Source organism: Rhizobium laguerreae, assembly GCF_002008165.1.
In the GTDB taxonomy this organism is placed as follows: Bacteria; Pseudomonadota; Alphaproteobacteria; order Rhizobiales; family Rhizobiaceae; genus Rhizobium; species Rhizobium laguerreae.
Genome location: NZ_MRDM01000009.1, coordinates 76,046 through 88,802, shown reverse-complemented (window position 1 = coordinate 88,802; position 12,757 = coordinate 76,046). Strand labels below are relative to the sequence as shown.

At 61.1% G+C, this 12,757-nt stretch carries 11 protein-coding genes; 6 read left to right on the top strand and 5 right to left on the bottom strand.

Annotated features, from left to right (window positions below; translation table 11 throughout):
- Positions 1-180 precede the first annotated feature (180 nt).
- Genes BS630_RS06705 through BS630_RS06690 form a run of 4 tightly spaced genes read right to left on the bottom strand, consistent with a single transcriptional unit; the run spans position 181 to position 5,262 of the window.
- The gene (locus tag BS630_RS06705; protein WP_077976775.1) at positions 181-1,620 is read right to left on the bottom strand and encodes a coniferyl aldehyde dehydrogenase; all 1,440 of its coding nucleotides are present in this window, start codon (positions 1,618-1,620) and stop codon (positions 181-183) included.
- 21 nt (positions 1,621-1,641) lie between these two features.
- Positions 1,642-2,748: an NAD(P)-dependent alcohol dehydrogenase gene (locus BS630_RS06700; protein ID WP_077976774.1), complete on the bottom strand. Its 1,107-nt coding sequence runs from the start codon at positions 2,746-2,748 to the stop codon at positions 1,642-1,644.
- Between the two features lie 56 nt (positions 2,749-2,804).
- Positions 2,805-3,629: a p-hydroxycinnamoyl CoA hydratase/lyase gene (locus BS630_RS06695; protein ID WP_077976773.1), complete on the bottom strand. Its 825-nt coding sequence runs from the start codon at positions 3,627-3,629 to the stop codon at positions 2,805-2,807.
- Between the two features lie 43 nt (positions 3,630-3,672).
- Complete coding sequence (locus tag BS630_RS06690) at positions 3,673-5,262, bottom strand: AMP-binding protein (RefSeq protein ID WP_077976772.1); 1,590 nt, start codon at positions 5,260-5,262, stop codon at positions 3,673-3,675.
- Between the two features lie 200 nt (positions 5,263-5,462).
- On the opposite strand from BS630_RS06690, the gene BS630_RS06685 reads away from it, so the two are divergent.
- The 6 genes from BS630_RS06685 (at position 5,463) to BS630_RS06660 (ending at position 11,507) form a co-directional block, all read left to right on the top strand.
- A complete protein-coding gene (locus BS630_RS06685) occupies positions 5,463-5,948 on the top strand; it encodes a MarR family winged helix-turn-helix transcriptional regulator (RefSeq protein ID WP_077976771.1) in 486 nt (161 codons plus the stop codon).
- Positions 5,949-6,069: 121 nt separating this feature from the next.
- Positions 6,070-7,476 (top strand): adenylate/guanylate cyclase domain-containing protein, encoded by a 1,407-nt coding sequence (locus BS630_RS06680; protein WP_025397037.1) that lies wholly within the window; start codon positions 6,070-6,072, stop codon positions 7,474-7,476.
- Positions 7,477-8,028: 552 nt separating this feature from the next.
- Positions 8,029-9,159 (top strand): TRAP transporter substrate-binding protein, encoded by a 1,131-nt coding sequence (locus BS630_RS06675; protein WP_077976770.1) that lies wholly within the window; start codon positions 8,029-8,031, stop codon positions 9,157-9,159.
- Between the two features lie 59 nt (positions 9,160-9,218).
- A complete protein-coding gene (locus tag BS630_RS06670) occupies positions 9,219-9,866 on the top strand; it encodes a TRAP transporter small permease subunit (RefSeq protein WP_017959442.1) in 648 nt (215 codons plus the stop codon).
- On the top strand, positions 9,863-11,290 hold the full coding sequence (locus BS630_RS06665) for a TRAP transporter large permease (RefSeq protein WP_077976769.1): 1,428 nt from the start codon (positions 9,863-9,865) through the stop codon (positions 11,288-11,290). Before BS630_RS06670 ends, BS630_RS06665 begins: the two co-directional genes overlap by 4 nt.
- Positions 11,291-11,324: 34 nt before the next feature.
- Positions 11,325-11,507, top strand: a complete 183-nt coding sequence (locus BS630_RS06660; RefSeq protein ID WP_020047375.1) for a hypothetical protein — start codon at positions 11,325-11,327, stop codon at positions 11,505-11,507.
- 181 nt (positions 11,508-11,688) lie between these two features.
- Here the strand turns inward: BS630_RS06660 and BS630_RS06655 are convergent, their stop codons facing one another.
- The gene (locus tag BS630_RS06655) at positions 11,689-12,588 is read right to left on the bottom strand and encodes a helix-turn-helix transcriptional regulator (RefSeq protein ID WP_077976768.1); all 900 of its coding nucleotides are present in this window, start codon (positions 12,586-12,588) and stop codon (positions 11,689-11,691) included.
- Positions 12,589-12,757 lie beyond the last annotated feature (169 nt).

Here is a 12,757-nt window from a genome sequence, read left to right as displayed (position 1 = left end):
GGCTAGCAGCCGATGCATAAAGGCGTATGTAACAACGGCATCCTCTGTGTCAGGACGCATAGCCCAATGACGCAATATAGCGTTATCGGAATAAATCTGCGCGATTGGGTCACTCGTTGCGAGCCGCCATCCCATGCCGTCAGCAGCCGGCTGCCAATGGCATCGTCCGCCACTTCTCTTTTATTTGCAGATCGCCGCCGCCAAGAAGCCGCGCATCGCCTCGCCATAAGGCGGCCGCATCATGTATTCCGCTTCCACCATCCTGCTCTGGTGATAGACGGCGCGCGGATGCGAGAAGGCGAGGAAGCCGAATTTGCCGTGATAGGCACCCATGCCCGAATGGCCGACGCCACCGAAGGGCAGGCCTTCGGCCGTGACGTGGCTCATGCAGTCGTTAACCGTCACCCCGCCGGAGGTCGTATTGTCGAGGACGCGGGCCTCCTCCTGCTGATCCTGGCTGAAGTAATAGAGAGCGAGCGGGCGCGGCTTGGCATTGATACGATCGATGACGTCGGCGATATCGCGATAGGGAAGGACCGGCAGCACGGGTCCGAAGATTTCCTCCTGCAGCACGCGCATCTCTTCCGTCGGATCGAGGATCAGGGTCGGAGGCATGCGGTGGGCCGACTGCTGGGAGAAATTCTCTGCCGCCGGGTTGATCTCGACGATCCTCGCGCCTTTGGCCCTGGCATCGTCGATCAGGCCCTGGATGCGGGCGTGATGGCGGGCATTGACGATCGAGGTGTAATCAGGGTTTTCCTTCAGCGCCGGATACATCGCGCCGACCGCCGCGACAGCGTGCCCGGCAAAGGCTTCGACGCTTTCCTCGGGCACATAGACATAGTCCGGCGCCAGGCAGATCTGGCCGGCGTTCAGCGTCTTGACGGTCATGATGCGGCGCGCCGCATCGGCGAGGTCGGCCGAGCGGCCGATGATGACGGGCGATTTTCCGCCGAGCTCAAGCGTCAGCGGCGTCAGGTTTTCCGCCGCCGCGCGCATGACGTGATGGGCGATCGCGGTTCCGCCGGTGAAGATCAGATGGTCGAAGGCAAGTGATGTAAAGGCCGTGCCCGTGGCCGGTCCGCCCTGAACGACGGCGATTTCCGTTTCGTCGAAAGCGCCGGCAATGAGTTTCGCCATCAAGGCGGCCGAGGCTGGCGTCACCTCCGACGGCTTGATCATGGCGCGGTTGCCGGCGGCGAGAATGCCGGCAAGCGGCGCAAGGGCGAGCTGATAAGGGAAATTCCACGGGCTCAGGATTCCGACAATCCCCTTCGGCTGATAGACCACTTCGGCCACCGCGTCCGGGAACAATGCCTCGTGCTGCTCGGGCTTCAGCCATTCGGCAAGATGGGCCTTGGCATATTTGAGCGAACCGACGCAGGTAAAGACGTCGAGAAGCAGGCTCGCCTCGACGCTGCGGCTGCCGAAATCTTCCGACAGGGCAGCGGCAATCGCATCCTTATGGTCGACGAGAAGGGCGATGACGCGATCGATGCGATCGATGCGGGTGTCGATGCCTGGCGGCCCTTCCCTCAGGAAAGACGCCCTTTGCCGGCCAAGCAGCGCCTGCATGACATCAAGGCTGGTATCGGTGGCGATTGGGGTGACGGTGTTCATTGTTTCCTCCCTTGAACGGTCTCAGACGGCCGGCTGACGCACGACCGGTTTCAGCACGATGCTCTTTTCGGAATCCTCCACCGCCTGGTTGATGTCGGCGAAATCATAGAAGGTGATGAGCCTGTCGAAGGGGAAGCGGCCCTGCCGATGCAGATCGATCAGCAACGGGATCAACACGTCGGGATTGGAATCGCCCTCGACGATGCCGCGGACCCGGCGCCCGCCGGACAGGATATGGGTGAGGTCGAGCGTCAGCGTCGCGCCATGGGGAGAGGCCCCGACGATCCCACAGGTGCCGCGCGGCGCCAGCACGCGCACGCACTCGTCGATGACGGCGGGCACGCCGGAGGCATCGATCGAATAATCGACGCCGGCGCCGGTCAGTTCCATGATCGCGGCAACCGCGTCGCTCGCCTTGCCGTTGACGATGTCGGTCGCGCCGAGTTCCGCCGCAAGTGCCAGCCGCGTCTCGTTGACGTCGACGGCGATGATCCGTGACGCGCCGACGATCCGCGCCGCCATCACGGCGGCAAGACCGACGGAGCCCATGCCGAAAACCGCCAGCACTTTTCCCGGTTCGACCTTCAGCGCGTTCATGACTGCGCCGGCGCCGGTCTGGATGCCGCAGGCAAGCGGCCCGAGCAGCGCCAGATCGGCATCCCCAGGCACTTTCACGATGTTGCGTTCGTGGCACAATGCGTGGCTGGCGAAGGAGGATTGCCCGAAAATATTGCCGTGAACCCGCTCTCCCTCGCATGAGAGCCCGCTCGAACCGTCAGCGCGCGCACCGAAGAAGTTGCGCGGGAAGAATTCGTGGCAATAAGTCTCCTCATGATCGTTGCAGCTCGGGCAATGCCCGCAGGAATTGAAGGTCATGACCACGTGATCGCCGGGCTTGACCTTGGCAACGCCCGGTCCGACACGCTCGACAATGCCGGCGCCTTCATGGCCAAGCACGACCGGCTGCGGCACCGGCAGATGCTGGTCACGCATGACGATGTCGGTGTGGCAAACCCCTGTTGCGACGACGCGAACCAGGATTTCACCCTCGCGCGGCTCCTCCAGATCGAGCCTTTCCAGTGAAAACGGCATATGCGGCGCACGCGCCACCGCGGCATGGATCTTCATTGCTTTCCTCCTCCCGATGATCGGCTCGCGAACGGCCCGGCGAACCGGGTTCGTCCTCAGCGGCCGCGCTTGTAGGCGCCGAGGCCCGGCTGATAGGTCTTGTCGTCGAGGAACTGCTTCAGCCCCTCGTCACGCCCCTTGGTCTTGTCGAGAAACAGCATCTGTTCCAGCTTGGCGTAGATGTAATCGTCGGCGAGATCCCAGGGCAGGTCGCGCACGCGCTTGTAGGTGTCCTTGGCGGCCTTCAGCGTCACCGGGTTCTTTTCGAGCAGGCTGGCGCAGATCTTGCGGACCCGGGCTTCCAGCTCCGCCAGCGGCACGGCCTCGTTGACCAGACCCATTTCCGCGGCCTTGCGCCCGCCGAACAATTCGCCGGTCATGATGTAATAGAGAGCATCGCGATGGCGCATCACTTCGGCGACCGCACGGGTGACATTGCCGCCCGGCAGAATGCCCCAATTGATCTCGGAGAGGCCGAAATTCGCCTCCTCGGCGGCGATAGCGAGATCGCAGGAAACGAGCGGCGTGAAGGCGCCGCCGAAGCACCAGCCGTTGACCATGGCGATCGTCGGCTTTTCGAAATACATCAGCCGGCTCCACCAGCCGCCGGATTGCCGCCGCGCCTTCAGCGTGGCATCGCGCGGCTTGTCGTCATTGTCGCGGAAATACTCCTTCAGATCCATGCCGGCGGACCAGGATTCGCCGGCGCCGCGCAGGACGAGAACGCCGCAGCGCTCGTCCCCCTCGAGCTCGTCGAGCACTTCGAGCATCCTGGCATTCAACGCCGGGTTCATCGCATTGCGCTTTTCCGGACGGTTAAGGGTCACGAAGGCGATGCCGTTGTCGAATTCGACCAGAACCGGCGATTGCATATCGGTCATGAGGTTACTCCATGGGTTTCGGCGTGAATGCCGGGAGGCCGCGTCACAGGGCCTGTCGTTGAAGGGTTTCGTCGGAATGGAACTGGCGCAGGACATGTTTCTGCACCTTGCCGGAGGCGGTGCGGGGAATGGCCTCGACGAAGAGGATGCGGGCCGGACGCTTGAAGGCGGCGAGCCTTGCCGCGCAATGGCCGGCGATCTCATCGCCCGTTGCCACGGCACCCGGCCCCACCACCACATAGGCGACACCGCATTCGCCCCATCGGATATCGGGAATGCCGACGACCGCGGCGTCGAGGATATCTGGATGACTTGCGAGTACTGCTTCGACCTCGGCGGGATAAACATTCTCGCCGCCGCTGATATACATGTCCTTCAGCCGGTCGACGATACGATAGAAGCCGTTCGCTTCGCGTCGGCCAAGATCGCCGGTGCGGTACCAGCCGTCGGTGAAGGCGGCAGCGGTTTCCTGAGGCTTGTTCCAGTAGCCAGGCGTCACCGCCGGCCCGCGCAGCCAGAGTTCACCGATCTCGCCTTCATCAACCTCGCGGCCATCCTCACCGACGATACGAATGTCGAGCAATGGCGCGGGCAGACCGACGCTGCTTGGATTGTCCTGCACGGCGCGCCGATCGATCGGCACGTGCAGCACCGTTCCCGCCTCGCTCATGCCGTAACCATTGACCAGCGCAACGCCGTCATCGAGATAGCTTTCGATCAGCGCCTGCGTCAGCGGCGCGCCGCCGACGAAGAGCGCATGCAGGCCGGCCAGAGCCGCGGCGCTATAGGCGGGATCGTTGCGCAAGGCGAGCGCGATTTGCGGCACGGCGAAATAATGGGTGACGGCACGCTGCCGGTCGGCAAGGGCTGCGAGTGTGCGCGCCGGTGTGAAGCGGTCGGAGACGACGAGCGTGCCGCCCAGCATCAACGTGGTGCGCGCCACCGCGATCAGACCGATCGTATGGAAGAATGGCAGGTCGCACAGGGCGACGGATTTTGGTCCGATCTCTCCGACGACGGAAAAGTTGATGGCGGCAAAGAAGGCGTTGCGGCGGGTGATGACGACGCCCTTCGGCTGTCCCGTCGTGCCCGAGGTGTAGAGAAGGACGCAGGGTTCGTCGGCATCGACGGACACCGGAGCGGCCGGAAGGCTCGCCTCGATCCGCGCGGCGAGCCCTCGGGCCGGACCGTCAGCCGTCGATATCACCGCCATCTCCGGATCGGCGCCCGCAAGGCTGGCGACGGTTGACGCAAACTCTTCGTCGTGAACGAGCAGGGCCGGCGCGCAATCGGCAAGGATCGGTCGCAGCTCGGCGGCGTTGAGGCGCCAGTTGAGCGGCACGTAGATGGCGCCGGCACGCTGGCAGGCAAAGGCAAGCACGATCGAATCCATGGAATTGCGCGCCAGCATGGCGACACGCGCCCCGTCGCGGCGCGCTCCGAGCGCCTCGCTCAGCAAGCCCGCGCAGCGGGCGATCCGCGCATCGAGTTCGGCATAGGTGAGCTGCCGGCCGGTAGCGATCTCGAACAGAGCCGGACGGCCTGGTGCGACGCGGGCGCGGTAAAGGATCGGATCATCCGTCACCAGTCCGCAATCCGCCGACGAAGCCATCCCGGAAATGGAATGCGCCATGTTCTCCTCCCATGCCCACCGCTCCCCGCAGCAGGCATCATATTTGTATGCAACACATACTAATATCTTTTTCCTGTGATGCAAGAGGCTGTTTAAGGCAAATCCGATTTGCTCCAATGGCACGGGGAAATCCGCACGACGGATATTGACTAACCTGCTGATTTTGATGGTTATGACCCTTGATGAGGCGAGAACGAACGATGAGCACAAAACCAACGCAGGACGATTTCGAGGGCGAAGATGCTCCCGCGACGCCGGGCCTCGACGTCGGCCGGCTTGGCGATCTGCTGGGATTTCATCTGCGCATGGCGCATGTCGCAGTCTATCGCGACTTCGCCGAAACAATGGCGGCGCTGGCGCTGACGCAGAAGCAGCTGGCGGTGATGGAACTCGTCGCCGGCAATCCGGGCGCATCGCAGATCGACCTTGCCAACACGCTCGGCACCGACCGGGCGACGATGATGGCCCTCGTCAACCGGCTGGCCGCCCGTGACCTGATCGAGCGCCGCCCCTCCGCTGCCGATCGCCGCCGCCAGGAACTTCATTTGACGAAGGAGGGACGCGCAATGCTCGCACGGGCGCGAGAACTAATCGATAGGCATGAACAGCGCTTCATCGAGCTGTTTTCGCGCGAGGAACTGGATGCGCTGCTGGCTGCGCTGAAGCGGATATACAAGGGGAGCTGAAGCCGCTTCGCTCGGGAAGCGAGCGGCATCCGAGCCTCTAGATTTCTATTGGGAAACTCCCGTGTTATGATCCCGGTCCTGGCGTCGTCCGCCGTGGGTTCTGCGCACGGAGACTTGTCTGATGAGCGAAGTGGACGTCCTTTTTGCCTCCCTGCGACAGGCGGCTGACCCGCAGACGGTGGAGTGTATCGAAAACGTCGTTATGCATGGCTCGGATCGCGAGCTCAATCGCATCAATGCGCTCGCTTTCGCCGATAAACACCATCTCGATGAAGAGAAAACGATCGCCGCATTTCTCCATGCAGCCCGCATAGGCGCATTCGAGATGACCTGGAATGTCCTTTGCCCAGGATGCGGCGGCGTCCTCGACAGCGGCGCAACCCTTAAAACCGTCGTCCATGAGACGTATCATTGCGCGCTCTGCGCGGCCGGATACGAGCCGACCCTCGACGAGATGGTCGAGGTCACGTTCACGGTCAGTCCGCGCGTGCGCAGGATTGCCGCTCACGATCCCGATCGGTTGTCGCCACTCGAGTACTACCGCCAGATCTTCTTCAGCTCCGGCGTTGACCTGCCTGACGATCTCGAAGCGAGGCTGGCGCGCATCCAGCTGGAGATGATCGAACTGGATCCGGGCGAAAAGGCCTTCGTCTCCCTGCAACTGCCGGCGCAATTCGTCATCATCTTCGATGCGGTGACACACTCGGCGCAGTTCATCGACGTGCAGGGTGAGCCCACCGACGAACGTCAAACCCTCTCGATGATCATCAGTCGGACGCATGCGCTGAACGAAACGCTGACGCTGCGCCCCGGCTTACTGCGGCTGACGCTCGAGAACCACACAGATCGCAGAGTGGTGCCGAACGTCTGCATCGCAGGCGATGACCTGCACGACCTCTTGGGCCGCAGGCAGGCTTTCCTGACCGCCAAGCGCCTGCTGACGAACCAGAGTTTCCGGGACATCTATCGCACCGATACACTCGATGTCGACCAGCGCCTCAAGATCACCAGCCTGACCTTCCTCTTCACCGACTTGAGAGGCTCGACCGCGCTTTACGAGCGCGTCGGAGATCTTGCCGCCTTCGATCTGGTGCGAGCGCATTTCCGGGTTCTTCACGAGATCGTCGCCACAGAGGCCGGAGCAGTCGTCAAGACCATAGGCGATGCCGTGATGGCGACGTTCCCGAGCCCGGACCGCGCCGTGGCGGCGGCACTCAGGATGCGGGAGGCGATGCTTCGCTTAAATGCCGAACACGGCAGCGACGATCTTCTCCTGAAGATCGGCATCCATGAGGGGCCCTGCCTCGCAGTCAACCTGAACGACCGGCAGGACTACTTCGGCCAGACCGTCAATATCGCTTCCCGCGTCCAGGGCCTTGCCGATCCCAATGTGATCATGACGACGGAGGCGATCGTCGGGGATGCCCAGGTTTCAGAAATCCTCCGCGACAGCGGCATCAAATCGGCCTCCCGGATGGCGGAGCTTCAAGGCATCGGGCGGGAAGTGAGGATTTTTGCGCTGTCGTGAGCTTGGTCTGCTCTTCGACATCGAGCCAGCTTTAGCAGTTTCCGCTAACGGCCATTTTTGGACCTTCATTGGGCAATCAGTGTTCGGCAGCTTCGCGCCTCTTCTCGGTCATAGAGGCAATTGTTGCCGCTCCCCGAAAGCGGCCATAGCATTGGTTTGGCGAGACGACATCCGTGCGCCATGTGTGGACGTCGGCTCTCTTCGGCTTAATCGACTTGGGACGAAGGCGATCAAGAACGAGCACATCGTTCCAGTTCAGCACATGGCTCCAGTTCATCGTCGACGGGCGAAAGCAGCTCTTTCTTTCTAAGCTGAGGTAGTCCGGACAACGCGGAGTAGCGGTACTGTGCCTTGGACGTTGGACCACAGCCCCAAGCTGTGATCAACAACAATTGAACGTCTGTCAGAATTGCAAAAAGTGTGCATAATTGACAAATGAGAACAATCAGTTGTTGATACTGATCGCGAAGAGGTTGGGAGGCCTCTTGTTCAACTTAGCAGACTATCAGGAAACGCAGGGAGAATTCGACTACAATCCAGGGAGGAAGAACAATGACCAAAAAGGCAGTATCGCGTCGAGAGTTGCTGGGAGCCTCTACGCTCGTTGGAGTAACCGCAGTTGGGGCTCTTGCCGCCCCGGCCGTGCTGGCCCAGGCACCCACCGTCATTAAAATGCAAACATCCTGGCCCGCGTCGGACATCTGGATGGATTTTGCCCGCCTGTACGTCGAACGGGTCGAACGAATGTCCGGCGGACGCCTGAAGTTCGAACTAATGCCTGCCGGTACGGTCGTCGGCGCGTTTCAGGTGCTCGACGGCGTCAACGATGGCGTGATCGACGCAGCCCACACCGTTCCCGTCTATTGGTACGGAAAGCACAAGGCAGCTTCCCTCTTCGGTACCGGGCCGGTATTTGGCGGCAGCGCAACCACCATGCTCGGATGGTTCCATCAAGGTGGCGGCAAGGATCTCTACCGAGAACTCACCCAGGACATCATGGGGCTGAACCTTTACGGCTTCTATGGCTTCCCGATGCCCGCGCAGCCGTTCGGCTGGTTCAAGAACCCGGTCGCGACCGTGAACGACGTCAACGGCCTCAAATATCGTACGGTCGGGCTCGCCGCCGATCTCATGCAGAATATGGGCATGAGCGTCGCTCAACTTCCGGGCGGCGAGATCGTGCCGGCAATGGAGCGAGGTGTGATCGACGCCTTCGAGTTCAACAATCCCTCCTCTGACATACGGTTTGGTTCGCAGGATGTCGCCAAGAACTACATGCTGTCGTCCTACCATCAAGCGAGCGAATCTTTCGAGTTCCTCTTCAACAAGGATGTGTTTGACGACCTTCCCGAAGATCTGCAGGCGATCCTGGAATATGGCGTGGAGGCAGCAAGCACGGCGATAACAGCGTCCGCGATGGACAACTATTCAAGCGACCTTCAAAAACTCCAGGCCGAACATGGCGTGACCGTGCACCGCACTCCAAAGGAAATTCTGGATGCGCAACTGAAGGCCTGGGATGAGATCATCCCCACGCTTGAAGCGGATGCGTTCATGAAGAAGGTGCTCGACAGTCAGCGGCAGTGGGTGGAGAGGGTCGTGTACTACGAGTTGATGAACTCCGCCGATCTCGCACTCGCCTATGAGCACTATTTCCCCGGAAAATTGAACCTCGGAAAATAGATGGGGAAGGCCCGGTATTTCCGGGCCTCGTCCCTCTTCGAGATTAGGGAGGCGCTTGCATGCTCCGTTACATTGCATTCGCCGACGAATTGTCGGCGTGGTTCGGCAAGGTGTTCGCGTGGGGGATACTCATCATGGCCTTCGGCGTCGGCTATGAGGTTGTTGCACGCTACCTCTTTCGCGCGCCGACCCCCTGGGCCTTCGATCTGAGCTACATGCTCTATGGAACGATCTTCATGATGGCGGGAGCGTATACCCTCTCGCGTGATGGCCATGTGCGCGGCGATTTCATCTACCGGCTCTGGAAACCGCGCACCCAGGCTAGGCTGGAACTGGTGTTGTACTTCATCTTTTTCTTTCCCGGTATTACCGCGCTTGTGATCTCGGGCTGGAAATATGCCGCACGCAGTTGGGGCTATCTGGAGGTCAGTTCCAACAGTCCCGCCGGTGTGCCGATCTTCCAGTTCAAGGCCGTGATCGTCGCCGCCGGCATTCTCCTGTTCCTGCAGGGCGTGGCGCAGGTCTTCCGCTGCATTCTCTGCATAAGGACGGGCGAATGGCCGAAGCAGGCCGAAGATGTCGAAGAACTGGAAAAGGTACTACTGGAAACAAAAAGCCTGGACGTGCTCAAGTCCGAGGACGAGGGTTTCCTTCCGTCGCGGGAAGTTGACGCTGGACGTGAACCACGGGATCGGGACGCTCAATGACGGATGCACATATCGCCGTCGGGATGCTCCTCATCCTGATCCTCGCCATCTTCCTCGGATTCCCGGTGGCGTTCACCTTGATGGCTCTGGGTGTCGGCTTCGGATACTATGCCTATTTCGATGCCGGCCGCATGTGGCGCGGCTATGACCGCGCGCTCGAATCCGGCGGCGATGCCTTTACACTGGCGCAGACCTGGATCGGCGGTTTCTTCAACAACCGGATCTTCGATCTGTTCGTCAACCAGACCTACTCGGTCATCCAGAACGACGTGCTGACGGCTATCCCGCTGTTCCTGTTCATGGGCTACATCGTCGAGCGAGCCAACATCGTCGATCGGCTGTTCTCGACGCTATTCAGCGTCACGCGCCGGGTGCCCGGCTCGATGGCGGTCGCCGCCCTGGCCACCTGCACACTCTTTGCCACGGCAACCGGCATCGTCGGGGCCGTGGTGACGTTGATGGGACTGCTCGCCCTACCAGCGATGCTGAAGGCAAAGTACGACGTGCGCTACGCGACGGGCGTGATCTGCGCGGGCGGCACGCTCGGGATCCTGATCCCGCCTTCCATCCTGCTGATCGTCTATGCGGCCACCTCCGGGATCTCGGTTGTCCGAATGTATGCGGCGGCGCTCCTGCCCGGCCTCGCCCTGGCGGGGTTTTATCTCATCTATGTCGTGGTGCGAGCAATCCTGCAGCCGCAACTGGCGCCGCGGCCAACGAAAGAAGATGTGGGCGAGCACACGCCGGTCCAACTCGCCTGGATGATGCTTACATCCTTCGCGCCGCTCGCCTTTCTAATTCTTGCGGTGCTGGGTGCCATTCTCTTTGGCCTGGCAACGCCGTCGGAAGCCGCCGCAATCGGCGCATTGGGGGGACTGGCGCTTGCTGCGGCCTATCGGGCGCTGACCTGGCAGCGACTGAAGGAGTCGGTGTATCTGACGGCGCGAACGACCGCGATGGTCTGCTGGTTGTTCGTCGGTTCGGCGACCTTCGCATCGGTATTCGCCTATCTCGGCGGCCAACAGTTCATCAGTGACTTCGTGACCGGCCTGGACATGTCGCCGCTGATGTTCCTGATCCTGGCCCAGATCATCATCTTCATTCTCGGCTGGCCTCTGGAATGGACTGAAATCATCGTCATCTTCATCCCGATCTTCATTCCGCTGCTGCCGCATTTCGGGATCGATCCGCTGTTCTTCGGTATCCTCGTGGCAATCAACCTGCAGACGGCCTTCCTATCACCACCCATGGCGATGTCGGCATACTACTTGAAGGGCGTCTCGCCTCCGCATGTCAAACTGACCGACATCTTCCGCGGCATGATGCCGTATATGTTGATCGTCATTCTCTGCATGGTGGTCATCTATCTGTTCCCGAGCATCGTCTACATGCTGCCGAATCTACTCTATGGAGTACAGAGATGACGCAGTGTCTGGCCCATTCCGAAAGGATAGACCGATGAACAGAAGCCGGTTTTTTGCAATATTTGCATTCGTGACGCTTGTCGCGTTCTGCGCGATCATCCTGGCGTTTGTTCCACGGTTCGATTTGGCCGCTGCACTGCTGATCGGGATTGTCCCTGCGGGGTACGACATCTGGGATCAGCTCTTTCGGCGACGCCCGTCGAAATCGTCCGGATAGACTGCAATCGTTCAACCGCCGCCCTTTCGTGACGGCAATCCGCTGCAAAAAGCCCGTTCGTCCATCGACCTACGGGCTCTCGGCTTGGAAATTGGTCACCCATGGCCCCTCCCTGTGAAAGCGAGAGGCACCGGCGTTACGCGAACTTCCGGTTGACTCGCATCGAGAAGGCGTCGGTGCCCTAAGGCCAATCCGCATAACCCGAGGACAGCATGCTGTTTTCCGAGCCGGCGGAAGCGCGGGCGATCTCGCGGTAGCCGGCGGGTGAAAGGCCGGTCTTGCGCTTGAAGAAATGGCTGAAATAGGTTGGGTCGCGAAAGCCGAGGCTGTCGGAGATTTCCTGGATATTGCGGGCCGATCGCTCCAATCTGAGCTTTGCCTCCTGCACCACACGCTCGTGCAGCAGTTGGATCGGCGAGCGGCCGAGCGCCCTTTGGCAGGTGGAATGCAGCCGGTCGGCCGTGACGCCCAACTCCGCGGCATAATCGCTGATCGGCCGGTGCTGGCGGAAACCGGCCTCGACCAGTTGCCGATACCTCTGCAGGATCGAACCCACTTCGCCCTGCCCGCGCTGCTCGCTTCTCTCGCCATCGGAGCCACGCCACAGCGCCATCAGGATGAGCCTGATATAGGCGGAGGCGACCATCCAGGAGGAGCGGGAGGGGTCGCCCAGTTCCCGCACGAAGCCGGAGATCAGCGGGCTGATTTCGGTGACCGTCAAGGGATCCAGTGCCTCGACCAGCTTGCGCTGTTCGATGAAGATGCGCAGCGAATAGGATTCCACCTTGTCGCCGATCGCATCGACCATGATCTGCGGCGAAGCGCCGACCAGATGAGCCGCGGTTCCGGCTGATATCGACAGGTCGCATCGCGCCTGCGGCGGCAGGAAGGCAAGCAGCGGTCCGTGCAGCGGCCGATGTTCGCCATTGTCGAAATGAAGCTCCCCACTCCCCTCCCCAAGCAGCAGGAAATGGTGGAAATCGGCATACAACCCTTTTTGAAAACGGATACGCCGGTGCGACAGCGACGGCCCGTACCACTCGCCCCTGGCATAGTGATGAATCCCCCCGTCCGTTGCCAACGCTTCTCCTCCTATCCCCATGTCAAACAATGCTGATATTACCGGATAATTACAATATTAACCCAATAAATCGCATTCCATCCGCACGCGATCGGCGTAACCTCTTCTTCATAAGCCTTTGGGAGGAGGCTCTTCAACAGATGCAGGAACGGTCAGGCGGCCCTCGTGG

What these genes read in the sequence shown, in the direction of transcription:
- BS630_RS06705 (WP_077976775.1), bottom strand. Translation starts at nt 1,620, where the DNA reads ATGAACACCGTCACCCCAATCGCCACCGATACCAGCCTTGATGTCATG.
- BS630_RS06700 (WP_077976774.1), bottom strand. Translation starts at nt 2,748, where the DNA reads ATGAAGATCCATGCCGCGGTGGCGCGTGCGCCGCATATGCCGTTTTCA.
- BS630_RS06695 (WP_077976773.1), bottom strand. Translation starts at nt 3,629, where the DNA reads ATGACCGATATGCAATCGCCGGTTCTGGTCGAATTCGACAACGGCATC.
- BS630_RS06690 (WP_077976772.1), bottom strand. Translation starts at nt 5,262, where the DNA reads ATGGCGCATTCCATTTCCGGGATGGCTTCGTCGGCGGATTGCGGACTG.
- BS630_RS06685 (WP_077976771.1), top strand. Translation starts at nt 5,463, where the DNA reads ATGAGCACAAAACCAACGCAGGACGATTTCGAGGGCGAAGATGCTCCC.
- BS630_RS06680 (WP_025397037.1), top strand. Translation starts at nt 6,070, where the DNA reads ATGAGCGAAGTGGACGTCCTTTTTGCCTCCCTGCGACAGGCGGCTGAC.
- BS630_RS06675 (WP_077976770.1), top strand. Translation starts at nt 8,029, where the DNA reads ATGACCAAAAAGGCAGTATCGCGTCGAGAGTTGCTGGGAGCCTCTACG.
- BS630_RS06670 (WP_017959442.1), top strand. Translation starts at nt 9,219, where the DNA reads ATGCTCCGTTACATTGCATTCGCCGACGAATTGTCGGCGTGGTTCGGC.
- BS630_RS06665 (WP_077976769.1), top strand. Translation starts at nt 9,863, where the DNA reads ATGACGGATGCACATATCGCCGTCGGGATGCTCCTCATCCTGATCCTC.
- BS630_RS06660 (WP_020047375.1), top strand. Translation starts at nt 11,325, where the DNA reads ATGAACAGAAGCCGGTTTTTTGCAATATTTGCATTCGTGACGCTTGTC.